Origin of the sequence: Streptomyces sp. NPDC007983 (assembly GCF_042958345.1) — a bacterium.
In the GTDB taxonomy this organism is placed as follows: Bacteria; Actinomycetota; Actinomycetes; order Streptomycetales; family Streptomycetaceae; genus Streptomyces.
On the sequence record NZ_JBIBJI010000025.1, the window covers coordinates 40348 to 64335 of the forward strand.

Consider the following 23988-nt stretch of genomic DNA (forward strand, 5'->3'; position numbering starts at 1 on the left):
CCGACGTGGCACAGGACATTGACGACTACGCGCTCGTCGGCGACCACCAGACGGCGGCCCTGATCAGCCGCGACGGCTCGATCGACTGGCTCTGCCTGCCCCGCTTCGACTCGGCCGCCTGCTTCGCCGCCCTGCTCGGCGACGAGGACAACGGCCACTGGCGGCTCGCTCCCAAGGGCGCCGGCACCTGCACCCGCCGCGCCTACCTGGACGACTCCCTCGTGCTGGAATCCGTCTGGGAGACCGGCACCGGCACCGTCAAGGTCATCGACTTCATGCCGCAGCGCGACCGCGCGCCCGACGTCATCCGCATCGTCGAGGGCGTCTCCGGCAGCGTCGTGATGGCGGGCGTCCTGCGGCTGCGCTTCGACTACGGGCACGTCATCCCCTGGGTGCGGCGCACCGACGGCCACCGCATCGCCGTCGCCGGGCCCGACTCCGTATGGCTGCGCTCCGAACCCGAGGTGCACACCTACGGCGAGCACTTCAGCACCCGCTCCGACTTCACCGTCTCCGCCGGGGACCGGGTCGCCTTCGTCCTCACCTGGCACCCCTCCCACGAGCCCCGGCCCCGCCTCCTCGACCCGTACGAGGCCCTGCGGTCCAGCCTGGAGGACTGGCGCGCCTGGGCCGCCCGCTGCACCTACCGGGGCCCCTACCGGGACGCCGTCGTACGCTCCCTCATCACCCTCAAGGCGCTCACCTACGCCCCCTCCGGCGGCATCGTCGCCGCCCCCACCACCTCGCTGCCCGAACGGCTCGGCGGGGTGCGCAACTGGGACTACCGCTACTGCTGGCTGCGCGACTCCACCCTCACGCTGAACGCCCTGCTCTCCGCCGGCTACCGCGAAGAGGCCGTCTCCTGGCGCGACTGGCTGCTCCGCGCGATCGCCGGCGACCCCGCCGAACTGCAGATCATGTACGGGCTCGGCGGCGAGCGGCGCCTCCCCGAACACGAGCTGCCCTGGCTGGAGGGGTACGGCCACTCCTCCCCCGTCCGCGTCGGCAACGGCGCCGTCACCCAGCGCCAGCACGACGTGTACGGCGAAGTCCTCGACTCCTTCTACTTCGCCCGCGCCCACGGCATGGCCCCCGAACCCCACGCGTGGAAGATCCAGAGCGCCCTCATGGACTTCCTCGAATCCGCCTGGCAGGACCCCGACGAGGGCCTGTGGGAGGTCCGCGGCCCCCGCCGCCACTTCGTCCACTCCAAGGTCATGGCCTGGGTCGCCGCCGACCGCGCCGTCCGCACCATCGAATCCCACCCCGACCTGGACGGCGACACCGACCGATGGCGGGCCATGCGGGACGCGGTCCACCGCGAGGTCTGCGAAAAGGGCTACGACGCCTCCCGCAACACCTTCACCCAGTCCTACGGCTCCACGGCGCTCGACGCCGCCACCCTCCTCATCCCGCGCGTCGGCTTCCTTCCCGCCGACGACCCCCGCGTCATCGGCACCGTCGACGCGGTCCGCCGCGAGCTCAGCCACGACGGAATCATCCGCCGCTACTCCACCGACGACACCTCCGACGGCCTCCCCGGCACCGAGGGCGCCTTCCTCGCCTGCTCCTTCTGGCTCGCCGACGCCCTCCACCTCATCGGCCGCCGCCGGGACGCTTCCGCTTTGTTCGACCGGCTCCTGTCGCTGCGCAACGACGTCGGTCTCCTCGCCGAGGAGTACGACCCCGAGGCCGACCGGCTGCTCGGCAACTTCCCCCAGGCCTTCAGCCACATCGGGCTGGTGGGGACCGCCCTCACCCTCGCGGATGCGCCCCAGGCAGACTGAACCCATGGATCTTGGACTCAAAGACCGCGTGTACATCGTCACCGGAGCGACCCGCGGGCTGGGCCGCGCCGCCGCGGCCGAGCTGGTCGCCGACGGCGCCAAGGCCGTCATCACCGGCCGCGACGCCGACACCGCCGCCGCGGCCGCCGCCGGTCTCGGCCCCGACGTGGTCGGCGTCGCCGCCGACAACGCCGACCCCGACGCCGCCGAACGCCTCATCGCCACCGCCCGCGAGCGGTTCGGCCGCTTCGACGGCATCCTCATCAGCGTCGGCGGGCCGCCCGCCGGGCCCACCGCCGACATCACCGACGCCCAGTGGCAGACCGCCTTCGACTCGGTCTTCCTCGGCGCCGTCCGGCTCGCCCGCGCCGCCGCCGCCGAACTCACCCCCGGCGGTGTGATCGGCTTCGTCCTGTCCGGTTCCGTCCACGAGCCCGTCCCCGGCCTCACCGTCTCCAACGGCCTCCGCCCCGGGCTCGCGGGCTTCGCCAAGAACCTCTCGCTGGAGCTCGGCCCGCGCGGCGTCCGCGTCGTGGGCCTCCTCCCGGCCCGCATCGACACCGACCGGGTCCGCGAGCTGGACGGCCTCTCCGGTGATGCCGACGCCGCGCGCGAGCGCAACAGCGCGGCGATTCCGCTGCGGCGGTACGGCACCCCCGACGAATTCGGCAAGGCCGCCGCGTTCCTCCTCTCCCCCGCGGCCTCCTACCTGACCGGGCTGATGCTCCCGGTGGACGGGGGCGCGCTCCACGGCTGGTGACGGTGGGGGGTTCTTCCCCACCCCGCCCCTCCCCGACCCCGAGGCTCCGCCCCGGACCCCGCTCCTCAAACGCCGGAGGGGCTGATTCGGCGCACCCGACACCGGACCGGCGGCCGGGGCCACCAGGCCGGTAGCCACCGTCCGGCTCGGGGACGGATCGCCCCGCCCCCGAGCCGGAGCCACCACGCGGCGGCGGGGCCGGCCGACAGGGCCACCGGCGGTGGGCCGCCATACGACGGAGGGGCCGGGCGGCGCCCACTCAGCACCGGGCCGCCAAGCGTGCCGAAGCCGGAGGGGGCGGCAGCCACCGATGGGGCCTGTACAGACGGCACGAGGCCGCACCCGGCCGCCAGGCGCGTCGGAACCGCACGGGGACGGCGGCCACTGCTAGGGGGCCTGGCCGCCGGCGGGAGGGGCGGAGGCGCGCCCTGCCACCCAGCACCGGGCCGCCAAGCGCGCCAGAGCGGACGGGAGCGCAGCCACCGACGGGGCCCTGTACAGACGGCACGGGGCCACACCCGACCGCCGGGCGGGCCGGAGCCGGAGGGGGCGGCGGCCACTGGCAGGGGCCGCCTGACGACGCCCGGCCCCCGCCTCCAGGGTGACGGCGGCCGATGGCGGCCCGAAGAGCTGGTCGAGGTCGGGCCGTACGGGCTGGGGGGCTCCCACCCCAGCCCTGCACCTGTCCCCAAGCGCGCCCGAACCGGACATGGGCAGCGGCCACTGACGGGGCCCACGCAGACGACACGAGAGGACGGGGCCCGCCCGACCGCCGGGCGGGCCGGAGCCGGAGGGGGCGGCGGCCACTGCTAGGGGGCCGCTTGGCAGCGGGGGCGCCTGACGGCGGGGCGCGACCACCCCCGGCCTGTGCCCGACCGCCAGGCGCGCCGGAATCGGGCGGGGCGGTGGCCGGTGGCGGGGGCCGCCGTGCGGCGGGAGGGGGTGGGGTCGCAGGGGTGGGGTCCTGGACGCTGACGTATATGTGTGGCGCCAATCGCTCGACCTTCACGGCACGCTTCCGGGCCCGGCGCCGTAAATATACGGTCCAGGGCCCTGCCCCGGAGGCCCCGCACCCGCACCCACCACCCCAGCGACCGCACACCCCGCACACCCCGCGCAGCCCCCAGGCGTGCCTAGTGGGCTCGCTCCGGGGCGTGGGGGGCGGCACGCAGGCGGACCTCCGCCGGGAGGTGGGGCAGGCCCGCTGAGGTGCGGGCGGGGGTCAGGGCTTCGGTCTCCAGGGACCGTAGGGTCGCCGCCGGTTCCGCCCCCGCGGTCAGGACCAGGCCCACCCTCGCCCTGGGGGCGGCTCGGCGGCCGTGGAGGTGGACGTGGGCGCGGGAGACGCCGGGCAGGGACTCCGCGTCGGCGCTCAGGACGGCCTCCAGGGCGCGGCCGCGCAGCGACGCGCCGGAGCCGTCGTCCATCGGTACGAGGACGTCGTCCAGGCGGCGCCGCAGCAGCTGGGCCAGGGCCCAGCACAGCGCGAGCAGCACCAGCACGCTCAGCGCCGCGATGACGCCGGGCCACCACCAGGCCTCGTCGCGCCAGCGCACCCGGTCCGCGCGGGTGAGCAGCACGGCGTCGGGGGAACGCCGGCCGGCGATCAGGACCGCCGCGCCCGCGCACGCCACGGCCAGGCCCAGCACCCCCAGCAGCACCCGGTTCACGATCCGCACGCGCCCGTCACCTCGCCGGTCGCCGTACGCGGACGGACAGCCCCGGGCGCCGGGCGAGCCCGAGTTGCCGGATGCCGTCTCCGAGGACGGTCAGCAGGTCGGCCCGTACGTCGTCGAGGTCGCGGAAGTGCGCCTGGGCGCGGGCCCTGATCCGGCGGCGGCCGACGTCGACCCGTACGGCCCGTACGCCGGGCACGGCCATCGCCCGGTCGCGCAGCATCAGCCCGGCGGCGGTGCGGTCGATCCCGGCCCGGAGGGCGGCCTTGCCGTCGTCGCTCATCGGGAGGAGTTTTCGCAGGCCCGGGGTGACTGCCAGGGCGACCATCCACACGCCCAGCACGACCAGGGCCACCGCGATCCCCACGATCCAGCCGTCGCCGAGCGGACGCGTGGCGAGCTGGTCGGCGAGCCAGCGCCGCCACTCCATCACGGGGTGGCCGGTGCGTTCGGAGGCGATGTCGTACAGGAGCAGCCCGAGTGCGCCGAGCAGCACCAGCGCGGCCAGACCGGCCGGTACGCGCCGGGCCGACCAGAAACGACCGGTGGCGCTCATCGCACCGTCCCCCGGTCCAGCCGCGGTGAGTGCAGCCGTTCCACGGTCACCGCCACGTCCGGCACCTCCATGCCCGTCAGTTCGCCGACCCGCGTCGCCACATGACGCCGTACCGCCGCGCACTGCGCGCCGAGGTCGGACGGATAGCCCAGCTCGACGGCGACGCGCACGCGCGCGGCGCCCGCGCGGACCGCGACGACCGCGTACGGCAGGAGCCCGCGCTCGCCGCCGAGCGCTTCCCGCGCCGCGCGCGAGGCGATCTTCGCGACGACGCGGTCCGCGATCCGGGTCGCGCCCCGCTCGCCCCGCTGCCCCGGCTCATCCGGCTCATCCCGCTCCCCCGGCTCACCTCGCTCATCCGGCTCACTCACGGCGCACCGTCACCGCCGCCGTTCGCCACGGTCGCGGGTGCGGAAGAACTCGCCGGGTTCCAGGTCCCCGTCCAGAAACCGGCCCGCGACGAAGCCGACGGCGCCCAACGCCGCCACCAGCAGAAAGGCCCCGAAACCACCGAAGTATCCGGCGAAACCCAGCGCCATCCCCGCGATCACCCCGATCACGGCCATGCTCATCGTGTGCTCCCCTGCTGGAGCCAACCGGAGCCGCTGCCGCGGCTACTGCAGCCTCGGCTCCGGCGATTCCTCTTCCTCATCCGGCAACTTCACATCGCTGACCGCGATGTTGACTTCGACGACCTCGAGGCCGGTCATCCGCTCGACCGCCGTGATCACGTTCTCCCGTACGGCCCGGGCGACGTCGGCGATCGAGACGCCGTACTCCACCACGATCTCCAGGTCGAGGGCCGTCTGCACCTCGCCCACCTCGGCCTTCACCCCGCGGGAGACCGATTTGCCGCCACCGGGCACCCGGTCGCGCACGACGCCGAAGGTGCGGGCGAGCCCGCCGCCCATGGCGTGTACGCCGACCACATCGCGGGCGGCCATTCCGGCGATCTTTTCGACCACACCGTCCGCGATGGTGGTGCGGCCGCGGGCTCCTGGGTCGACGCCGCGGCCTCCGCCGAGGGTCTTCGGCGTACCGGCGGACGGCTCCGTGGCGGGGGTCTGGGGCCGGTTGCGTGGCGCGGTCTCGGACATCACCGATCGCCCTCCTCTCCATTAGCCCTACTTGCCACACTAAAGGCAATTGGCCCGTAATGCGCATGTTGTGCATCATTCAGGCATGGTCACGGACCGGCTCGCACAAGCCGTACGGCAGCAACTGCGGCTCGGCCGCCTCCTCCCCCTGGGCGGGCCGGAGGACGGCGCCTGGCTGACCGAGCGCGCGGCGGACGCCGTGCTGCGCCGGGCGGCCGATGCCCTGCCCGGGGTGCGTCTGGGCACGCTCCGCATCGCCCTGGCCGATCCGGAGGCCGCCGCGCCGCCCGCGGTCCCGGCCCCGCCGAGCGCGCTGCCGCCGGGGCCGTTGCGGGTCGAGGCGGAGTTCGCGGCGACCGCGGACCGGCCGCTGCCGGTGACGGCGGACCGGCTGCGCGGGGTCCTGCTGAGCGCGGCCGCGGACCGGCTCGGGCTGGCGGTGGACGCCGTGGATCTGCGGGTGACGGACGTGCTGGACGAGGTTCCGGAGCCTGAGCCGTCCCCCGCCGGGCAGCCGGAGGACCGGGAGGACGACGGCTCGGCGATCGCCGCCGCGGTCACGGCCGTACCCGGCGTGGCCCGGCTCGCCCCGGTGCTGAGCCACCAGGCGGTACGGATCGAGGGACGGCACATCCGCGTGGAGCTGGCCGTGGCCCCGGGCCACCGCGCGCTGGACGTGGCCCGCGCGGTGCGCGGGGCGCTCGCGGCCACCGCGCCGCCCCCGGCGACGGTGGCCGTCCTGGTCACCGCCGTGGACGACGGCGGCCGGCCCTCACCCGTCCGGCCTCACCAGTGGTAGCGGTGCACCGCCTGGGCGACACAGCACGGCTTGTCGCCGCCGTCCCGTTCCACCACCAGGTCGATGACGGCCTGGGCGCCGCCGTCCCCGATTTCCTCGACGGAGACGAGCGTCGCCCCGGCCCGGATCCTGGCACCGGCCGGTACCGGCGCCGGGAACCGCACCTTGTTGAGGCCGTAGTTGACGGCCATCCGGACGCCGCCCAGCTCGAGGATCTCGCCCCACAGCGGGATCAGCAGGGACAGGGTGAGGTAGCCGTGGGCGATGGTGCCGCCGAAGGGGCCGTCCTTGGCCCGCTCGGGGTCGACGTGGATCCACTGGTGGTCATCGGTCGCGTCGGCGAAGGTGTCGATGCGGTCCTGCTCGATCCGGTGCCACCGGCTGTGGCCGAGGTGCTGTCCGGCCAGCTGCTTCAGCTCGTCGAAGCTGTTCACGGTCGTGGGCACGCGAGGTCTCCGTTCGTTCGGTGAGGCTGGTGCGTCTCGTCAGCGCAGGGCGGATTTGCGGATCTTTCCGCTGGCGGTGCGCGGCAGCGCGGTCCGGAACTCGACCGTCTTCGGCACCTTGTACTTCGCGAGGCGGCCCGCGAGGTGGTCGAGCAGGCCCCGCGGATCGGCGGTGGCTCCCGCCCGGAGGACCACGACGGCCTTGCCGACCTCGCCCCACCGGGCGTCCGGCATGCCGACCACGGCGCATTCGACGACATCGGGGTGGTCGTACAGCGCGTTCTCCACCTCGGCCGGATAGACGTTCTCGCCGCCCGAGATGATCATGTCTTTGACGCGGTCCACGATGAACACATAGCCGTCCTCGTCCCGCACCCCCACGTCCCCGGAGCGGAACCATCCGCCCTCCAGCAGCGCGTTCGCGGTCGCGTCCGGCAGGCCGTAGTAGCCGCGCATCACATGCGGGCCGTGCACCAGGATCTCGCCGGGCTCGCCGGGTTCCGTCTCGCCGGTCAGGTCGGAGCGGACCAGCCGGACGTCGGTGAAGAAGTGGGGTACGCCCGCGGAGCCCGCCTTGGCCTCGCTCATCTCGCGGTCGAGCAGCAGCGTCCCCGGCGACGCCTCGGTCATCCCGTATCCCTGGATGAAGGAGAGGCCGCGGCGCAGATAGACGTCGATCAGCGCCTTGGGTACGGGGGAACCACCGCACATCAGGGTGCGCACGGACGACAGGTCGGCCGTCGCCCAGCGCGGCGACTCCGCCACCGCCGCGAACATGGTGGGGACGCCGAAGAGGCAGGTCACGCCCTGGTTCTCGATCAGGTCGAGCATCCGTTCCGCGTCGAAGCCGGGCTCTATCACCACGCGTCCGCCCTTGAGCAGGGTCGGCAGGCAGGTCATGTTCAGCGCGGCGGTGTGGAAGAGGGGCGCGGTGACGAGGGTGATCTCGTCCGAGGCGAGATCGGTGTCGACCAGGACGTTGAGGCTGTTCCAGGTGATGTTGGCGTGGCTGAGGACGGCGCCCTTGGGCTGACCGGTGGTGCCGGACGTATACATGATCATGCACGGATCGTCGGCGCCCATGACCTCGTCCGCCTGGTCCTCACCGCCCCCGTCCGTCAGCTCGTCGACCGCCACCGCGATGCCCGCGCCCGCCTCCGCTGCGGTCTGCGCGCAGCGCGCGTCGTGGAGGAGCAGCCGCGCGCCGGAGTCGTTCAGCATGTAGGCCAGTTCGGGCGGGGCGAGCCGGGTGTTGAGCGGTACGAAGACGGCGCCCACCGCGCAGGTGGCGAAGAGTGCGTGGAGGAACGAGGGGTGGTTGGGGCCGAGGTAGGCGACGCGGTCGCCGCGCCGGATCCCGCGCGCCCGCAGGGCCCGGGCGAACCGGGTGACGGTCGCGTCCAGCTCCCGGTAGGTCTGGGTGTCGTCCCCGTGGACGATCGCGATCCGTCCGGGGGTCTTACGGGCCCGCCGTCGCGGCCACGATCCGACGCCCTCTCCCGCACCCCGGCCGATGCCTTGCTCCAGCATCTTTCGCTCACTCCTTCGTGAGGCCGAGCAGCCGCGCCGCGTTGTCCTTGAGGATCAGCGGCCGAACCTCGGGTTTGATGTCGAGTTCGCCGAAGTCGGCCAGCCATCGGTCCGGGTCGATCACCGGATAGTCGGAGCCGAACAGGACCTTGTGCTTGAGCAGCGAATTGGCGTAGCGGACCAGCTGCGGCGGAAAGTACTTCGGCGACCAGCCGGACAGGTCGATGTAGACGTTGGGCTTGTGCGTGGCGACGGCCAGCGCCTCGTCCTGCCAGGGGAACGACGGATGGGCCAGGATGATCGGCAGGTCCGGGAAGTCCACGGCGACGTCGTCCACGTCCATCGGGTTGGAGTACTTCAGGCGGATTCCGCCGCCCCCGCGCACGCCCGCGCCGATCCCGGTCTGCCCCGTGTGGAAGAGCGCGGGCACCCGAAGCTCCTCGATCGCTTCGTACAGCGGATAGAACCGCTGGTCGTTCGGGTGGAACGCCTGGAGGGACGGATGGAACTTGAAGCCGCGCACCCCGTGGCTCTCGACCAGCCGCCGCGCCGCCCGCACCGCCGCCCGGCCCTTCCACGGGTCGACGCTGGCGAACGGGATGAGGACGTCGGCGTGCTCGGCGCAGGAGGCGGCCACCTCCTCGTTGCTGATCGGCGGATGGCCGGTGGCGGTCTCCGCGTCCACCGTGAAGACGACGGCGGCGATGCGGCGTTCGCGGTAGTGGGCGGCCAGCTCGGGGATGGTGGGCTGCCGGGCGCCATGGGTCTTGAAGTACGCGGCGGAGGCTTCGGCCAGTTCGCCGCTCAGCGAGGAGTGGCCGTCGGCCGAGACCTCGGCATGGGTGTGGACGTCGATGGCGACGAGGTCGTCGAGGTTCACCGCCCGGCCCCCTCCGCACCATTCGGGTCCACGGGCGCTGGGATGCCCACGCCCTCCGGGTGCCGCCCCAGCGACGTACCCCAGACGCCCGCGATGGCGTCCGCGTCCCAGCCGCCCTCGCGGTAGACCGCCGACCGCTCCTCGGGGTGGGTCCACAGGGTCAGCCGGTCGCCGCCGACGCCGATGGCCTGCCCGGTGATGCCGTCGGCGGCGTCCGAGGCGAGGAAGACCACGAGCCCGGCGACGTCGTCGGCGGTGCCGAAGCCCTCGCCCTGCCGCAGCCAGCCGGGCAGCGGTTCGCCGCGCCGCTCGTACGCCTCGACGTACGGCGCGAAGGCGGGGATGGTCGCGGTCATGGCGGTCGCGGCGACGGGAATCACCGCGTTGACGCCGATCCCGGCCTTGGCGCACTCCATCGACCAGGTGCGGGTCATGCCGATGATGCCCGCCTTGGCGGCGGAGTAGTTGGTCTGCCCGAAGTTGCCGCGCTGCCCGGCGGGTGAGCCGATGAGGATCAGCCGGCCGCCCCCGCCGCGCTCGCGCATGTGCCGGACGGCGGCGCGGGCGCAGGTGAAGGTGCCCTTGAGATGGACGCCGACGACCGCGTCGAAGTCCTCGTCGGTCATCTTCCACAGCACCCGGTCGCGCAGGATGCCCGCGTTGGTGACGAGGACGTCCAGCCGCCCGAACGCCTCGACCGCGCGCTCCACCAGCGCGTCGGCGACCTCGCCGGTGCCCACCGCGCCGGGCGCGGCGACCGCCGTACCGCCCTCGTCGGTGATGACCTTGACGGCCTGTTCGGCGGTGGCGGCGTCGGCGTCGTTGACGACCACACTGGCCCCGGCCCGGGCCAGGGCGCGGGCGTAGGCGAGGCCGAGGCCGCGCCCCGCGCCGGTGACCACGGCGGTCTTCCCCGTCAGCTCCATGGGCTTGGGATCCTTCCACGAGTATCATCAGGGTTCCTGATTCTGATGGTGAGTGGAGCACTCCGGGAGGTCGGGTGTCAATGGGCGGAGCAACGGCCGGACGCCGCCCCCGGTCACCGGTCGGGCAAGATGGCCGAATGACCACTTCCGAGCCGTCCGACACCGCACAGCTGGACCAGGTCGGCACGCTCTACCTGGTGAAACGGCTGGAACAGGCGATACGGGCCCATCTGGACGCGCTGCTGCGCCCGCTCGGCCTGACCACGCTGCAGTACACGGCGCTGACCGTGCTGGAGCGCCGGGACGGGCTGTCGTCGGCCCAGCTCGCGCGGCGCTCGTTCGTCAAGCCGCAGACGATGCACGAGATGGTCCAGACGCTGGAGGAGCGGGGGTTCATCGAGCGCCGCCGGGATCCGGCCAACCGCCGGGTGCTGCTCATCAGCCTCAGCGACCGGGGGCGCGAGGCGCTGCGCGCTTACGACGAGCAGGTGCGGCTGCTGGAGGAGCGGATGCTCGGCGGGCTGACCGAGGACCGGCGCGGGGAGCTGCGCCAGGCGCTGATCGACTGCACCCGGGCGATGTCGGCCACGCCGCCGGGGACGGAGGACGACGCGCCACCGGGGGTGGAGGGCGACGCGCCGCCGCGGGCGGGGCAGGACGCGGCGGCGCCGTAGAGCACCCGTCATCGGCCCTGGCAGGCCTGGCGGGCGGCCCGCAGTTCCTCCACGGTGCGGGCCAGCTCGGTGACGCAGTCGACCAGTTCGGACGCTTCCGCACCGCCCGTGTTCTCGCGCAGCGCCTTCGCGGTGCGGGCGAGCTGTTCGGACACCCGCTCCAGCCGCTCGTCCGAGGGGTCCGGCTCACCGGCCAGCTGCCGGCGCAGCTGCTCGGCCTGGGCGGCGAGCTGGAGGCTCTTGCGGTGCAGATCCAGAAAGACGTTGACCTTGGTCCGCAGCAGCCAGGGGTCGATGGGTTTGGTGAGGAAGTCGGCGGCGCCGATCGCATAGCCCCGGTAGGGGTAGTCCGAATCGGCGTCGGTGCCGGTCAGCAGGATGATCGGGACGTCCTTGGTCTGGTCGAGACGTTTCATGTTGGCGGCGGTCTCGAAGCCGTCCATGCCCGGCATCAGGACGTCGAGCAGCACGACGGCGAAGTCCTGCCGGAGCATCGCCTTCAGCGCCTCCTCACCGGAGTGGGCGCGCACCAGGCGCTGATCGAGCGGACCCAGCACGGCCTCCAGCGCGATCAGGTTCTCCTCCATGTCGTCGACGATCAGGATTCCGGCACGGTCGGGTGCGGCGGCGCTCATGACTCCCCCTGCCTCGGCCTCGGCGGGCGCGTCTCCGCGTCCGGGCCGGTCGTCTCGTCCCCGGGCTCCCCGTCGCTCCGGGCGGGCTCATCGGCTTCCGCGGCCTCCACCGGTTCTCCCGGGACCGGTGCGCCCTGCGGGTCGAGCAGATCGCAGACCGTGGACATCAGCCGGTCGACGTCCACCGGCTTGGGGACATAGCCGTTGGCGCCGCTTTCGAGGGCCTTCTCGCGGTCGCCGGGCATGGCCTTGGCGGTGAGGGCGATGATCGGCAGATCGGCGAGCCGGGGGGTGCCGCGGATGGCGCGGATCGTCTCGTAGCCGTCCATCTCCGGCATCATCACGTCCATCAGCACCAGGGACACATCCGGGTTGCGGTGCAGGACGTCCAGCCCCTCGCGGCCGTTCTCCGCGTACTTCACGGTCATGCCGACCCGGCCCAGCACATGGGTGAGCGCGAAGACGTTGCGGATGTCGTCGTCGACGATGAGGATGCGACGGCCGGTCAGTACCCGGCTGGGGCGGCCGCACTGCCACTCCTGGAGCCGGGGGGCGTCCGCCGGCGCCTCGCCCTCCCCGGCACCGTCGCGGTCCCGGGAGGCCAGCAGACCCGCCAGGGAGCCGCGGTCGCCGGTCACGCCGCTCTGGTCGCCGAACACCCCGCTGGGCGCGTGGTCGGCGGTGTCCGGAAGCGGTTCGTCGCTGGTGGGCAGGGCCGCGGGGACGGTGGCGCCGGTGGCCCGGGGGTCCGACACATCGGGCGGCGGGACGACTCCGGCGTAGTGGGCGGGGACGTAGAACGTGAAGCAGGAGCCGACGCCCTGCTCGCTCTCGGCGATGATCCGGCCGCCGAGCATTCCGGCGATCTCCCGGCTGATGGACAGGCCGAGGCCGGTGCCGCCGTATTTGCGGCTGGTGGTGCCGTCGGACTGCTGGAACGCCTCGAAGATCACGGGCAGCTTCTCGGGCGCGATGCCGATGCCGGTGTCCCGGACGGAGAACGCGACGACCGCGTCCGCGGTGCGCAGCGTCTCCTCCTGGAACTCCCCGCCGACTGCCCGCTCCACGCGCAGCTTCACCCCGCCCGAGGAGGTGAACTTCAGGGCGTTGGAGAGCAGGTTGCGCAGGATCTGCTGGATCCGCTGCTCGTCGGAGTACAGCTCGCGCGGTACGTCCTCACCGACGGCGACCTCGAACGACAGGCCGCGGTCGATGGCGAGCGGCCGGAAAGTGGCGTGCACGTAGTCGAGCAGCTTCATCAGCGGCAGCTTCTTCGGGCGGACGTCCATCCGCCCGGCCTCGATCTTCGACAGGTCCAGGATGTCGTTGATCAGCTGGAGCAGGTCGGAGCCGGAGCGGTGGATGGTGGTCGCGAACTGCACCTCCTGAGACGACAGCCGCTGGTCGGCGTTGTCGGCGAGCAGCCGGGCCAGGATCAGCAGGGAGTTGAGCGGGGTGCGCAGCTCGTGCGACATGTTGGCCAGGAACTCGGACTTGTACTGGGAGGCGGTGGCCAGCAGAGCGGCCTTCTCCTCCAGCTCCGCGTTGGAGCGCTGCAGCTCGTTGGAGCGCTGCCGCAGCTCGGTGGTGAGCCGCTGGGATTCGGACAGCAGCGACTCGGTGCGGGCGTTGGCGATGATGGTGTTGATCGAGACGCCGATGGTGTTGACGAACTGGTCGATGAAGGCGAGGTGGACCTCGCTGAACCGGCCGAAGGAGGCCAGCTCGATGACGCCGAGCACCTGGTCCTCGTACAGGATCGGCAGGATGACGACGCTGGTGGGGAGCGCGGAGCCGAGTCCGGAGTTGATGGTGATGTAGTCGGACGGGACGTTGTCGATCAGGATCCGCTTCTTCTCCTGGGCGGCCTGGGCGACCAGCCCGCGGCCGGGGGTGCCGGTGGCCGGCAGCCGTCCGTCGTCCTGTTCGGTGCCGTATCCGGCGATCAGTTTCAGGCCCTCGCCCGGCTGGACGCCGGGCTGGCCGAGGAAGAACGCTCCGAACTGGGCGTTCACCAGCGGGGTCAGCTCGCGCAGGATCAGGTCGGCGACCTCGACCAGATCGCGGTGGCCCTGCATCAGGGAGGCGATACGGGCCAGGTTGGACTCCAGCCAGTCCTTGGCGCGGGTGGTCTCGCGCAGGTTGGCGACCATGAGGTTGACGTTGTTCTTCAGCTCGGCGACCTCGCCCTGGGCCTCGACCGAGATCGATCCGGACATGTCGCCCTGGGCGACGGCGGAGGCGACCTCGGCGATGGCGCGCACCTGGGTGGTGAGGTTACGGGCGAGGTCGTTGACGCTGGTGGTGAGCCCTTTCCAGGTGCCGTAGACGCCCTCGACCCGGGCCTGGCCGCCGAGGCGGCCCTCGCTGCCGACCTCGCGGGCGACGCGGGTGACCTCGGAGGCGAACGAGGACAGCGTGTCGACCATCGTGTTGATGGTCGTCTTCAGCTCCAGGATCTCGCCGCGCGCGTCCACGTCGATCTTCTTGGACAGATCGCCCTGGGCGACCGCGGTGGCGACCTGGGCGATGTTGCGGACCTGGGAGGTCAGGTTGGACGCCATGAAGTTGACGTTGTCGGTCAGGTCCTTCCACACCCCGGACACGCCCGGCACCTGGGCCCGGCCGCCGAGCTGGCCCTCGGTGCCCACCTCGCGGGCCACCCGGGTCACCTCGTCGGCGAAGGCACGGAGCTGGTGGACCATGGTGTTGACGGTGTCCTTCACCTCCAGGATCTCGCCCCGGGCGTCCACGGTGATCTGCTTGGACAGATCGCCGTTGGCGACCGAGGTGGTCACCTGGGCAATGTTGCGGACCTGGCTGGTCAGGTTGAGCGCCATGAAGTTGACGTTCTCGGTCAGGTCCTTCCACACCCCGGACACGCCGCGGACCTGCGCCTGGCCGCCCAGGTTGCCCTCGGTGCCCACCTCACGGGCCACCCGGGTCACCTCGTCCGCGAAGGACGACAGCCGGTCCACCATGGTGTTGATCGTCGACTTCAGCTCCAGGATCTCGCCCTTGGCCTCCACGCCGATCGTCTTGCTGAGGTCGCCCTCGGCGACCGCGGTGGCCACCTGGGCGATGTTGCGGACCTGGGAGGTCAGGTTGTCGGCCATGAAGTTGACGTTCTGGGTGAGGTCCTTCCACACCCCGGATACGCCGCGGACCTGGGCGCGGCCGCCGAGCCGGCCCTCGGTGCCCACCTCGCGGGCCACCCGGGTCACCTCGTCGGCGAACGCCGACAGCTGGTCGACCATCGTGTTGACGGTGTTCTTGAGCTGGAGGATCTCGCCCCGGGCGTCCACGGTGATCTTCTGGGAGAGGTCACCGGTGGCGACCGCCGTGGTCACCTGGGCGATGTTGCGGACCTGGCTGGTCAGGTTGGACGCCATGAAGTTGACGTTGTCCGTGAGGTCCTTCCACACCCCGGACGCGCCCCGGACCTGGGCCCGGCCGCCGAGTTCGCCCTCGGTGCCCACCTCGCGGGCCACCCGGGTCACCTCGTCGGCGAACGCGCGGAGCTGGTCGACCATCGTGTTCACGGTCAGCTTCAGCTCCAGCAACTCACCGGTGGCCTCGACGGTCACCTGCCGGGTGAGGTCGCCGCGGGCCACGGCCGTGGTCACCACGGCGATGTCGCGGACCTGGCTGGTCAGCCGGGAGGCCATGGTGTTGACGGCCTCGGTCACCTCGCGCCAGTCCCCGGACAGCCCCTGGACCTTCGCCCGGCCGCCGAGGCGTCCCTCGGTGCCGACCTCGCGGGCCACCCGGGTCAGCTCGCCGGTGAACAGCGACAGCTGATCGACCGTACGGTTGACGCCGCGGGCCAGCCGCCGCAGATCGCCGCGCAGCTGACGGTTGCCGTCGTGCAGGTCGACCCGCCGGGTCAGATCGCCCTCGGCGATGGCGTCCAGCACCCGGGTGGCGTTGGACACCGGGCCGGTCAGCGCGTCCACCAGCTGGTTGGCGTCGTCCACGCTGGTCGCCCACGCGCCCTGGCCGGGGCTCGCGGTCAGCCGCTCGTCGAGCCGCCCCTGGCGCGCGACCTCGCGGCGGACCCGCTGGAGCTCGGAGGCCAGGTGGGCGTTGCGCGCCACCAGCTGGTTGAACGTGCCGGCCATTTCGCCGAGCACGCCCTCGGCCGAGCCGTCCACACGGACGGTGAAGTCACCGTCGCACAAGGCGTTCATCGCCGCCAGCATGGACCTCAGCTCGGCTGTGCACTCCGTGGGATTCGGGTCGCGTGCCATGGCGCCGCCCTTTAAAAGATCATCAGATATCCCTACGTCTGTCATAATATGGCACCTAGATGGCCTAAACCGCCCTAATTGCCCTGGAGCCGCACGTGGGAGCTCTGCTTCCTCTCTCGCGCGAGTCCGCTGCCCGGACGACGCTGCCCGGAAGCGTGCGCGCACCAGGGGCGGCGCGCGCCTTCGTCCGCACCACCCTCGCGGGGCAGACCGCGACCCAGATCCTCGGACCGGACGCGATCGGCACGCGGGTGACCGAGGACGCGGTGCTGCTGGTGAGCGAGCTGGTCACCAACGCCGTCCTGCACGCGGGCACCCGGGTCGAGGTCACCTGCCGCGTCCGGGCCGGGAACGGGCAGGAGGATCCCGGCGACGCCTCGGCCGAGCCGCCGGACCGCCCTGGCATCGTCATCGAGGTCGCCGATCTGCACCCCGCCAGCGTGGTGCTGGGCGGTCCCGACACCCAGCGCCACGGCCGGGGCCGCGGCCTCCAGCTGATCGGCGCGATCGCCGAGTCCTGGGGCGTGACGTACCACCGCACCCGCAAGTCGGTGTGGTTCCGCCTGGACACCGACACGGCGTCGGCCCAGGTCGACTCCGTACCCGCCGGTACACCCGCCCGCGCGCCGCTCGCCGCCGCGCCCCGCACCCCCGAGGCGCCGCGCGGGCGCCGCGACCGGACCGCCGAATGGGTCGACCGCGGCGGGTCGTCGTTCCTCGCCGAGGCCAGCGAACTGCTCACCGGGCAGCTGGACGAGAACATGGTCGCCGCCCTGGCCGGGCAGCTGCTGGTGCCCCGGCTCGCCGACTGGTGCGCGGTGTGGCTGAACGCCGAGAACGGCAGGCCGGAGCTGCGCCGGGTCTGGCACAACGACGAGCGCCGCATCGAGGCGCTCCGCGCCGCGCTGGAGCGCGATCCGCCGCCGAGCGGGCTCAGCGCCCCCGGCAGCCCCTGGCCCTGGCCCGAGGCCGCCGACCCCTCCGGCACGGGCGGCTCCGCGCTGGCCTTCCCGCTCATCGCCCGTGGCCGCGGCCACGGGGTGCTGCTGCTGGGCCGGGCGGGGGTGGCGCGGATGACCGAGGGCGTGGTGCGGCTGTCCGACGACGTGGCGCGGCGGATCGCCCAAGCCGTGACCACCGCCCGGCAGTACACCCAGCAGGCCACCATCAGCCGGGCGCTGCAGCGCCGCCAGCTGCCGATCTCGCTGGCCCACATCCCGGGCGTGGACACCGCGATCGTCTACGAGCCGCACGGCGAGGGCCAGACGGTCGGCGGCGACTTCTACGACCTGTTCCCGATGGGCGGCCGCCGCTGGTGCTTCCTGCTCGGCGACGTCTGCGGCAGCGACCCGGAGGCGATGTCCATCACCGGCCTCGCCCGCCATCTGGTGCGGCTGCTGGCCCGGGAGGGCCATGGCGTGGAGTCGGTGCTCACCCGGCTCAACCAGGCCCTGGTGGAGGAGGAGGCGGAGGCCGCGTCCCTCGGCGGCGATCAGGCCCGGTCACGCTTCCTCAGCCTGCTCTACGGGGAGCTGGAGCCCGACCCGGAGTCGGGCGGCGCGCACTGCGTCCTGGCCAGCGCCGGGCATCCGCTGCCGCTGCGGCTGAGCACCGACGGCACGGTGGCGCCCGCGGCGCTGCCGCAGATGCTGCTGGGCATCGACGACGAGCCCGACTTCCACGCCGACTCCCTGGACCTCGCGCCGGGCGAGACGCTGCTGTGCGTGACCGACGGGGTGACCGAGCGCCGGGACGGCAACCGGCAGCTGGACGACGACGACGGCCTGGCCGACATCCTGCGCGGCTGCGCGGGGCTCGGCGCCAAGGCCATCGCGGAGCGGGTGCGGAGGGCCGCCCATGACTTCGGCACCGAGCCGGTCGACGACGATCTCGCGGTGCTGGTGCTGGAGGCGGTACCCACGTCGGCGCAGGAGCTGCTGCGGGCGACGTGAGGCGGTGCGGCGCCTGGTCCGCCATGAGCCGGTGCGGCGCCTAGTCCGCGAGGCCGGCCAGGTCGCGGATGCGGCGGGCCTGGGCGGCGCGCTCGGCGGCGCGCTGCTCGTCGTACGTACGGTCCGCGGCGCCCCGCAGCAGCGCCTTGGTCTCGACCACCGCGTCCCGGGGGGCGGCGAGCAGGGCCGCGGCCAGGTCCTGGACCGCGCCGTCCAGCTCGGCGGCGGGCACCACGAGGTTGGCGAGGCCGGTGCGCTCGGCCTCATCGGCGTGGACGAAGCGCCCGGTCGCGCAGATCTCCAGCGCCCGGGCGTACCCCACGAGCCCGACCAGCGGATGGGTGCCGGTCAGGTCGGGCACCAGCCCGAGGCTGGTCTCGCGCATCGCGAACTGCGCGTCCTCCGCGCACACGCGCAGGTCACAGGCGAGGGCGAGCTGGAAGCCGGCGCCGATCGCATGGCCGTGCACCGCGGCGATGGACACGATGTCGTTGCGCCGCCACCAGGTGAACGCGTCCTGGTAGGCGGCGATGATCGCGTCCAGCTCGGGGTCCGGGCGGCGGGCCATGTCCGGGAAGGACGGCTCGCCCTCGAACCCCTCGGGGGTGAACGCCTGCCGGTCGAGACCTGCCGAGAAGGACACGCCCTCGGCGCGCAGCACGACGATCCGCACGCTGCCGGGCAGCAGCGACCCCGCCTCCGCCAGCGCCCGCCACAACGCGGGCGACTGGGCGTTGCGCTTGGCCGGGTTGGTCAGGGTCACCGTGGCGATCGCGTCATCGACGGTGAGCGATACGCCGTCCTTGTCGAGCAGGGTCACAGGAAGCCTCCGGTCGGCCGCAGTCAGTACAAGTGACTGCACAGTAACCACCCGGTCGAACGGACGATCAACCGGGTGGCACTGTCCACACCTGCTGCCGGTGACGAACCACTGACGCGAGACGCACGATCAGGCCGATGCGGCCTTCTTGCCTCGCGTCGCGCCACCGCGACCACGTAGGGACACTCCTGATTCGCTGAGCATCCGGTGGACGAATCCGTAGGAACGGCCGGTCTCCTCGGCCAGCGCCCGGATGCTCGCACCGGAGTCGTACTTCTTCTTCAGGTCTGCCGCGAGCTTTTCGCGCGCGGCGCCGGTCACCCGGCTGCCCTTCTTCAGAGTCTCGGCCACCCGTGCCTCCTCATGGGAAGTGCGCTCTGGACTCTCATGATCACCCCTAGGCGGCTTCCTGGCCACCCATTCGGCAAGACCTGTGGAGGAAGGATTACGGGAAATGACGCCATCCGAGCCTTCGGAATCCAGGATTCCGAAGGCTTACGCCCTGCCACTCTTTCTTGATCCACGAAGAAGCGGCAGGTCAGGGCCCATATGCCATAGGTTGGACGGAGAGCGACCGGCGCGCGGCACGTGCCGTGCGCCAGTCGTGGGCGGCGCGCCGCGATACCAGCCGTTCTCACTCAGATGACGGATCACACCTAGGCCGAATGATCTACGGGAAGTGGATCAGGCGGGAGGAAGCGGACCGGACGGCCCCGAGGCCGGCCCGGCACACGCCGGGCCGTCGGGTGCCGGGCCGTCGGGCATTGGCCGCCCTCGCGGTCAGGCCAGCGCGACCAGATCCGCGTAGTCCTCGCCCCACAGGTCCTCGATCCCGTCCGGCAGCAGAATGATCCGCTCCGGCTGGAGGGCGTCCACCGCGCCCTCGTCGTGGGTCACGAGCACCACGGCGCCGGTGAAGGTGCGCAGCGCGCCGAGGATCTCCTCGCGGCTGGCCGGGTCGAGGTTGTTGGTGGGCTCGTCGAGCAGCAGGACGTTGGCCGAGGAGACGACCAGGGTGGCCAGCGCGAGCCGGGTCTTCTCGCCGCCGGAGAGCACTCCGGCGGGCTTGTCGACGTCGTCGCCGGAGAACAGGAACGAGCCGAGCGTCTTGCGGATGTCGACCAGGTCGAGGTCGGGGGCGGACGAGCGCATGTTCTCCAGGACGGTGCGGTCCGGGTCCAGCGTCTCGTGCTCCTGCGCGTAGTAGCCGAGCTTCAGGCCGTGGCCGGGCGTCACCTGGCCGGTGTCCGGCTTCTCGACCCCGGCCAGCAGCCGCAGCAGGGTGGTCTTGCCCGCGCCGTTGAGGCCCAGGATGACGACCCGGGAGCCCTTGTCGACGGCCAGGTCGACATCGGTGAAGATCTCCAGGGAGCCGTACGACTTGGACAGGCCCTCGGCGGTCAGCGGGGTCTTGCCGCACGGGGCCGGGTCCGGGAAGCGCAGCTTGGCGACCTTGTCGGACTGCCGCACCTCCTCCAGGCCGGACAGCAGCTTCTCGGCGCGGCGGGCCATGTTCTGCGCGGCGACCGTCTTGGTGGCCTTGGCGCGCATCTTGTCGGCCTGCGAGTTGAGCGCGGCGGCCTTCTTCTCGGCGTTGGCGCGCTCGCGCTTGCGGCGCTTCTCGTCGGCCTCGCGCTGGGCCTGGTAGAGCTTCCAGCCCATGTTGTAGATGTCGATCTGCGAGCGGTTGGCGTCCAGGTAGAAGACCTTGTTGACAACCGTCTCGACGAGGTCGACGTCGTGGGAGATGACGATGAAGCCGCCGCTGTAGGTCTTCAGGTAGTCCCGCAGCCAGATGATGGAGTCGGCGTCGAGGTGGTTCGTCGGCTCGTCCAGCAGCAGGATGTCGGAGTCCGAGAACAGGATCCGGGCCAGCTCGACGCGGCGCCGCTGACCGCCGGAGAGGGTGTGCAGCGGCTGGCCGAGCACCCGGTCCGGCAGGCCCAGGCTGGCCGCGATGGTCGCGGCCTCCGCCTCGGCCGCGTAGCCGCCCTTGGTCAGGAACTCCGTCTCCAGGCGCTCGTACTTCTTCATCGCGCGCTCGCGGGTGGCGCCCTTGCCGTTGGCCATGCGGTCCTCGTTCTCGCGCATCTTGCGCAGCACGGAGTCGAGGTCGCGGGCGGAGAGGATGCGGTCGCGCGCGAGGACGTCGAGGTCGCCGGTGCGCGGGTCCTGCGGCAGATAGCCGACCTGGCCGGAGCGGGTGATGCTGCCCCCGGCCGGCATGCCCTCGCCCGCCAGGCACTTGGTGAGCGTGGTCTTCCCGGCGCCGTTGCGGCCGACCAGACCGATGCGGTCGCCCTTGGCGATGCGGAACGAGGCGGACTCGATCAGAACACGGGCGCCGGCACGCAGCTCGACGCCGGAGGCGGTGATCACGGGAATTACTCCTGGGCAGGGTGGACGGCGGACGGGACGGACCAGCGGGCGGGGCCGACGCCGTCTAATGCACGAGGAGAATTGCCATGCGGCTAGTTTAGCGGTGCGGGCAACCGGTTTTTCCCCTGGGGTCCGGCGCCTCCCCCGCCCCCGGCGGGCCCCTCAGACGCCGCCCGTGTGGACCTGGAAGGCCGCCCGGCGCACCGCCTTGGCGAGGGCCGGGTCGGGGTGGGCGGCGGCCAGCGCCACCAGCACCTGCACCGTACGGGGGTGGCCGACGGCCCGTACCTCCTCCAGCAGCGCGGGCACGGTGCCCTGCACCGCCGACTCCAGGTGGCGCACCAGCAGCGGGCTCTCGCCGTGGTCGGAGATGGCCGCGGCGGTGTCCACCCACAGCCAGGTGGCCTCCTCGCGGGTGAGCACGTCCAGCGCGTCCTCGGGGTCGGCGCCCTCGTGCTCGGCGAGCCACAGCAGCGCGTACGGCCGCAGGCACGATTCGTCCACGACGGCCCGCACCGCGGGCTCGGCGGGCGCCCCGGCGACCCGCAGGGCCTCGAACGCGAGGCCGCGCAGCAGCGCGTCGTCGCCGCGCGCGGCCTCCAGCAGTTCGGTGATGGCGCTGCCCACCGGGCGCGCGGCGAGCCAGGCCCGGTATTCGGCGCGGGCGGGCCCGGGGGTGAGCCCCGCGCAGCCGCGCAGCATGTCGGCGGCGGGGTGCTCGATGTTCCCGGCGGGGCTCTGGGCGGCCACGCAGATCTGTTCGAGCTTGACCCACACCGCCCAGTTGCCGAGCGCGGTGAGCACGGCGTCGCCTTCGAGGACGGTGAGCGCCCCGACCGAGGCGAGGGCGTCCAGGGCCCAGCCGAGCAGGCCCTCCAGCGCCTCGTCGTCGTCCTCCGCGCCGTCCGGCCGCTCCCCGTGGGCGGCCGGGTCCTGGGTCGCCGCGGTCTCGCCGTCGCCCGCCGCGGCCACCCCGTACGGCACCTCGCAGCGCTCGGTGCGCAGCTCCGCGACCCGCTTGCGCAGCATGTCCAGCAGCGTGGAGATCTGCACCGGGCCCGCGGACAGCTGGAGCAGCGGGAGCAGCTGCGGTACGGCCTCGACCACCTCGGCGACGGCGGCGGGCTCGGCGGTCTCCGGCGCGGGGCTGGCCAGCGACCAGGCGTCGAGCAGCGCGACCCAGCCGCGCAGCACCGCGCTGTCGTCGCGGTCCCAGGCCTGGAGCCGCCAGCCGGGGCGGGCGGTGCCGCCGTGCAGATCGACGAGTCCGACGAGCCGGGCCCGGTCCCAGTCGGTGCGCACTTCCTCGGGGCCGCGCCCCAGCGCGGCCGCGGCCCGGGCGGCGGCCTCATCGGAGAGGGCCCCGAGCACGTCGTCCTCGGCCGCGGCCCAGCGCGCCACTTCCACGGCCCCCACCAGCCCGGCGCGGGCCTGCCGGGCCAGCTCCGAGCGGGGTGGTGTGCCCTCGGGCGGGCGTGGCGCCGGCCGGGAGCGGTTCGGCGCGGGCCGCGGGGCGGTGGCCATCGGCCGCTGGCGGACGAGTCGGAGCCGGGAGTCGCGCGGAGTACGGGACGTCACAGAAGCAGTCTCGCCGTTGACGGCCCGAAAGCCCAATCGGCACCCGTCCGGCGGTCGCCGCGGCCGGATTCCGGCTGCTGGCCGAACCCCCCGGACGCCTTATATGAGGGGCGTGAGGAAGCGCCGCAGGACCTCCTCGTAGCCTTGGGGATCGGCGTTCCACATGGCGGCGTGCGGGGCGTGCCGGACCGGGTGAAGGGTGACCAGCTCGGGCCGGGCGTCGGCGAGTTCACGCGACGCGCCCCAGGGCGCGAGGGTGTCGCCGGGGCCGTGCACGATGAGCGTGGGCACCCGCAGGCTCTCGGGGTCGGCCGCCTCCGCGAGCTTGCCGTCGTGCAGCCCGGTGCGCCCTTCCGCGGCCCGGACGGCGAGCGGGAGCAGGGCGGCGGGGGTGCGGCGCGCCGCCGCGAGCGCGCGCAGGGTGGCCCGCCAGTCGAGCACCGGGGAGTCCAGGAAGATGCCGCTGAGCCGGTGCCGCAGTGCGGAGTTGGCGGCCGCGTGCAGGGCCATGGAGGCGCCGGTGGACCAGCCGTGCAGGACGATGCTCTCCGCCCCGTAGCGGACCGCGTAGCGGATGGCGGCGTCGAGATCGCGCCACTCCGTGTCGCCGAGGTGGCCGATGCCGTCGGGCGGGCGCGGGGCGCCGGGGTCGCCGCGGTAGGCGAGGTCGAGCACCGGGATCCGCAGCCGGTTCAGCAGCGGCATGACGACCATGGGGTGTTCCCGGGTGGTGCCCAGGCCATGGGTGGTGATCACCCAGGTGGTGCGCTCGCCGGGCAGGAACCAGGCGGGCAGCGGGCCGAGTTCGCCGGGGACGTCGACGTCGGCGTGCTCGATGCCGAGCGCGTCCTTCGGGTCGCCGACGTACACCTGCGGGGTGAGCCGGACCCGGGTGCCCGCGTCGAGGGCGCCGTGCGTCACCCGCTCCAGGCGGCGTACGACGCAGTCGGCGGGGTGCGGAACGTCCTCGTCCACCGGGCCGACGACGGCGTGGAGGTTCCGGCCGGCGAGACCGTAGGTGCCGGGGCGCAGCGAGGCGAGCGAACGGGTGAGGGTGATCCGCCCGTCCTCCACGGCGTGCACGGTGAGCGGCGGCTCGTTCGGCAGCGGCCGGTCGGGGGCCGGTTTGAGCGCAGCGTCGGTGACGTACCGGCCCACCGCCACCGCGGCCGCGCCGATACCGAGCAGAGTGGTGGCGGCAGCCACCGCCGTTGTCCGCACACGCATCCCTCCCAGTGTCGGC

Annotated in this window: 21 protein-coding genes; 5 read left to right on the forward strand and 16 right to left on the reverse strand. The window is 73.0% G+C overall.

Annotation, left to right across the window (positions count from 1 at the left end):
• Positions 1-5 precede the first annotated feature (5 nt).
• The gene (locus ACFZCY_RS40360; protein WP_391185358.1) at positions 6-1787 is read left to right on the forward strand and encodes a glycoside hydrolase family 15 protein; all 1782 of its coding nucleotides are present in this window, start codon (positions 6-8) and stop codon (positions 1785-1787) included.
• Positions 1788-1791: 4 nt separating this feature from the next.
• Positions 1792-2547, forward strand: coding sequence for an SDR family oxidoreductase (locus ACFZCY_RS40365; RefSeq protein ID WP_391185361.1), 756 nt, complete (start codon positions 1792-1794; stop codon positions 2545-2547).
• A gap of 1133 nt (positions 2548-3680) precedes the next feature.
• Here the strand turns inward: ACFZCY_RS40365 and amaP are convergent.
• Genes amaP through ACFZCY_RS40390 form a run of 5 tightly spaced genes read right to left on the reverse strand, consistent with a single transcriptional unit; the run spans position 3681 to position 5876 of the window.
• A complete protein-coding gene (gene amaP, locus ACFZCY_RS40370) occupies positions 3681-4226 on the reverse strand; it encodes an alkaline shock response membrane anchor protein AmaP (RefSeq protein ID WP_391185364.1) in 546 nt (181 codons plus the stop codon).
• A 7-nt stretch (positions 4227-4233) separates the two neighbouring features.
• Complete coding sequence (locus ACFZCY_RS40375; protein ID WP_391185367.1) at positions 4234-4779, reverse strand: DUF6286 domain-containing protein; 546 nt, start codon at positions 4777-4779, stop codon at positions 4234-4236.
• Complete coding sequence (locus ACFZCY_RS40380; RefSeq protein WP_391185370.1) at positions 4776-5150, reverse strand: hypothetical protein; 375 nt, start codon at positions 5148-5150, stop codon at positions 4776-4778. Before ACFZCY_RS40380 ends, ACFZCY_RS40375 begins: the two co-directional genes overlap by 4 nt.
• Positions 5151-5159: 9 nt before the next feature.
• The gene (locus tag ACFZCY_RS40385) at positions 5160-5351 is read right to left on the reverse strand and encodes a hypothetical protein (protein ID WP_391185373.1); all 192 of its coding nucleotides are present in this window, start codon (positions 5349-5351) and stop codon (positions 5160-5162) included.
• 42 nt (positions 5352-5393) lie between these two features.
• On the reverse strand, positions 5394-5876 hold the full coding sequence (locus tag ACFZCY_RS40390) for an Asp23/Gls24 family envelope stress response protein (RefSeq protein ID WP_361488016.1): 483 nt from the start codon (positions 5874-5876) through the stop codon (positions 5394-5396).
• 85 nt (positions 5877-5961) lie between these two features.
• On the opposite strand from ACFZCY_RS40390, the gene ACFZCY_RS40395 reads away from it, so the two are divergent.
• Positions 5962-6675 (forward strand): hypothetical protein, encoded by a 714-nt coding sequence (locus ACFZCY_RS40395; protein ID WP_391185376.1) that lies wholly within the window; start codon positions 5962-5964, stop codon positions 6673-6675.
• Here ACFZCY_RS40395 and ACFZCY_RS40400 read toward each other — a convergent pair.
• Genes ACFZCY_RS40400 through ACFZCY_RS40415 form a run of 4 tightly spaced genes read right to left on the reverse strand, consistent with a single transcriptional unit; the run spans position 6663 to position 10457 of the window.
• Entirely contained in the window at positions 6663-7121 is a 459-nt protein-coding gene (locus ACFZCY_RS40400; RefSeq protein ID WP_391185379.1) for a MaoC/PaaZ C-terminal domain-containing protein, read from the reverse strand. The two genes, ACFZCY_RS40395 and ACFZCY_RS40400, sit on opposite strands and share 13 nt — an antisense overlap.
• Positions 7122-7160: 39 nt before the next feature.
• Complete coding sequence (locus ACFZCY_RS40405) at positions 7161-8651, reverse strand: long-chain-fatty-acid--CoA ligase (RefSeq protein WP_391185382.1); 1491 nt, start codon at positions 8649-8651, stop codon at positions 7161-7163.
• 7 nt (positions 8652-8658) lie between these two features.
• A complete protein-coding gene (locus ACFZCY_RS40410) occupies positions 8659-9531 on the reverse strand; it encodes an amidohydrolase family protein (protein ID WP_391185385.1) in 873 nt (290 codons plus the stop codon).
• A complete protein-coding gene (locus ACFZCY_RS40415) occupies positions 9528-10457 on the reverse strand; it encodes an SDR family NAD(P)-dependent oxidoreductase (RefSeq protein WP_391185388.1) in 930 nt (309 codons plus the stop codon). The genes ACFZCY_RS40410 and ACFZCY_RS40415 overlap by 4 nt, the downstream gene beginning before the upstream one ends.
• 137 nt (positions 10458-10594) lie before the next feature.
• Here ACFZCY_RS40415 and ACFZCY_RS40420 point away from each other — a divergent pair, with 137 nt between their 5' ends.
• The gene (locus tag ACFZCY_RS40420; RefSeq protein WP_391185391.1) at positions 10595-11131 is read left to right on the forward strand and encodes a MarR family transcriptional regulator; all 537 of its coding nucleotides are present in this window, start codon (positions 10595-10597) and stop codon (positions 11129-11131) included.
• Positions 11132-11139: 8 nt separating this feature from the next.
• On the opposite strand, the gene ACFZCY_RS40425 is transcribed toward ACFZCY_RS40420, so the two are convergent.
• Both ACFZCY_RS40425 and ACFZCY_RS40430 read right to left on the reverse strand, forming a co-directional pair.
• Positions 11140-11766 carry a response regulator gene (locus ACFZCY_RS40425; protein WP_391185394.1) on the reverse strand — a complete coding sequence of 209 codons (627 nt, stop codon included), beginning with the start codon at positions 11764-11766 and terminating at the stop codon, positions 11140-11142.
• Positions 11763-16016, reverse strand: coding sequence for a HAMP domain-containing protein (locus tag ACFZCY_RS40430; RefSeq protein ID WP_391185397.1), 4254 nt, complete (start codon positions 16014-16016; stop codon positions 11763-11765). Before ACFZCY_RS40430 ends, ACFZCY_RS40425 begins: the two co-directional genes overlap by 4 nt.
• 95 nt (positions 16017-16111) lie before the next feature.
• Between ACFZCY_RS40430 and ACFZCY_RS40435 the strand changes: the two genes are divergently transcribed.
• Positions 16112-17968 carry a SpoIIE family protein phosphatase gene (locus ACFZCY_RS40435; protein WP_391185400.1) on the forward strand — a complete coding sequence of 619 codons (1857 nt, stop codon included), beginning with the start codon at positions 16112-16114 and terminating at the stop codon, positions 17966-17968.
• Between the two features lie 40 nt (positions 17969-18008).
• Here ACFZCY_RS40435 and ACFZCY_RS40440 read toward each other — a convergent pair whose 3' ends face one another.
• The 5 genes from ACFZCY_RS40440 to ACFZCY_RS40460 all read right to left on the reverse strand — a co-directional run bounded on the left by ACFZCY_RS40440 (position 18009) and on the right by ACFZCY_RS40460 (position 23972).
• Entirely contained in the window at positions 18009-18788 is a 780-nt protein-coding gene (locus ACFZCY_RS40440) for an enoyl-CoA hydratase-related protein (RefSeq protein ID WP_391185403.1), read from the reverse strand.
• Positions 18789-18917: 129 nt separating this feature from the next.
• Positions 18918-19139, reverse strand: coding sequence for a helix-turn-helix domain-containing protein (locus tag ACFZCY_RS40445; protein ID WP_009718933.1), 222 nt, complete (start codon positions 19137-19139; stop codon positions 18918-18920).
• 429 nt (positions 19140-19568) lie between these two features.
• Positions 19569-21167, reverse strand: coding sequence for an ABC-F family ATP-binding cassette domain-containing protein (locus ACFZCY_RS40450; protein WP_361483101.1), 1599 nt, complete (start codon positions 21165-21167; stop codon positions 19569-19571).
• Between the two features lie 162 nt (positions 21168-21329).
• The gene (locus tag ACFZCY_RS40455; RefSeq protein ID WP_391185408.1) at positions 21330-22745 is read right to left on the reverse strand and encodes a hypothetical protein; all 1416 of its coding nucleotides are present in this window, start codon (positions 22743-22745) and stop codon (positions 21330-21332) included.
• Between the two features lie 99 nt (positions 22746-22844).
• Complete coding sequence (locus ACFZCY_RS40460) at positions 22845-23972, reverse strand: alpha/beta hydrolase (RefSeq protein ID WP_391185411.1); 1128 nt, start codon at positions 23970-23972, stop codon at positions 22845-22847.
• Positions 23973-23988: the final 16 nt, after the last annotated feature.

Bases quoted from the DNA above. Each gene is read 5' to 3' on its own strand.
- ACFZCY_RS40430 (WP_391185397.1), bottom strand. From the start codon at position 16,016: ATGGCACGCGACCCGAATCCCACGGAGTGCACAGCCGAGCTGAGGTCC.
- ACFZCY_RS40425 (WP_391185394.1), bottom strand. From the start codon at position 11,766: ATGAGCGCCGCCGCACCCGACCGTGCCGGAATCCTGATCGTCGACGAC.
- ACFZCY_RS40460 (WP_391185411.1), bottom strand. From the start codon at position 23,972: ATGCGTGTGCGGACAACGGCGGTGGCTGCCGCCACCACTCTGCTCGGT.
- ACFZCY_RS40385 (WP_391185373.1), bottom strand. From the start codon at position 5,351: ATGAGCATGGCCGTGATCGGGGTGATCGCGGGGATGGCGCTGGGTTTC.
- ACFZCY_RS40390 (WP_361488016.1), bottom strand. From the start codon at position 5,876: ATGTCCGAGACCGCGCCACGCAACCGGCCCCAGACCCCCGCCACGGAG.
- ACFZCY_RS40365 (WP_391185361.1), top strand. From the start codon at position 1,792: ATGGATCTTGGACTCAAAGACCGCGTGTACATCGTCACCGGAGCGACC.
- ACFZCY_RS40420 (WP_391185391.1), top strand. From the start codon at position 10,595: ATGACCACTTCCGAGCCGTCCGACACCGCACAGCTGGACCAGGTCGGC.
- ACFZCY_RS40405 (WP_391185382.1), bottom strand. From the start codon at position 8,651: ATGCTGGAGCAAGGCATCGGCCGGGGTGCGGGAGAGGGCGTCGGATCG.
- ACFZCY_RS40415 (WP_391185388.1), bottom strand. From the start codon at position 10,457: ATGGAGCTGACGGGGAAGACCGCCGTGGTCACCGGCGCGGGGCGCGGC.
- ACFZCY_RS40375 (WP_391185367.1), bottom strand. From the start codon at position 4,779: ATGAGCGCCACCGGTCGTTTCTGGTCGGCCCGGCGCGTACCGGCCGGT.
- ACFZCY_RS40395 (WP_391185376.1), top strand. From the start codon at position 5,962: ATGGTCACGGACCGGCTCGCACAAGCCGTACGGCAGCAACTGCGGCTC.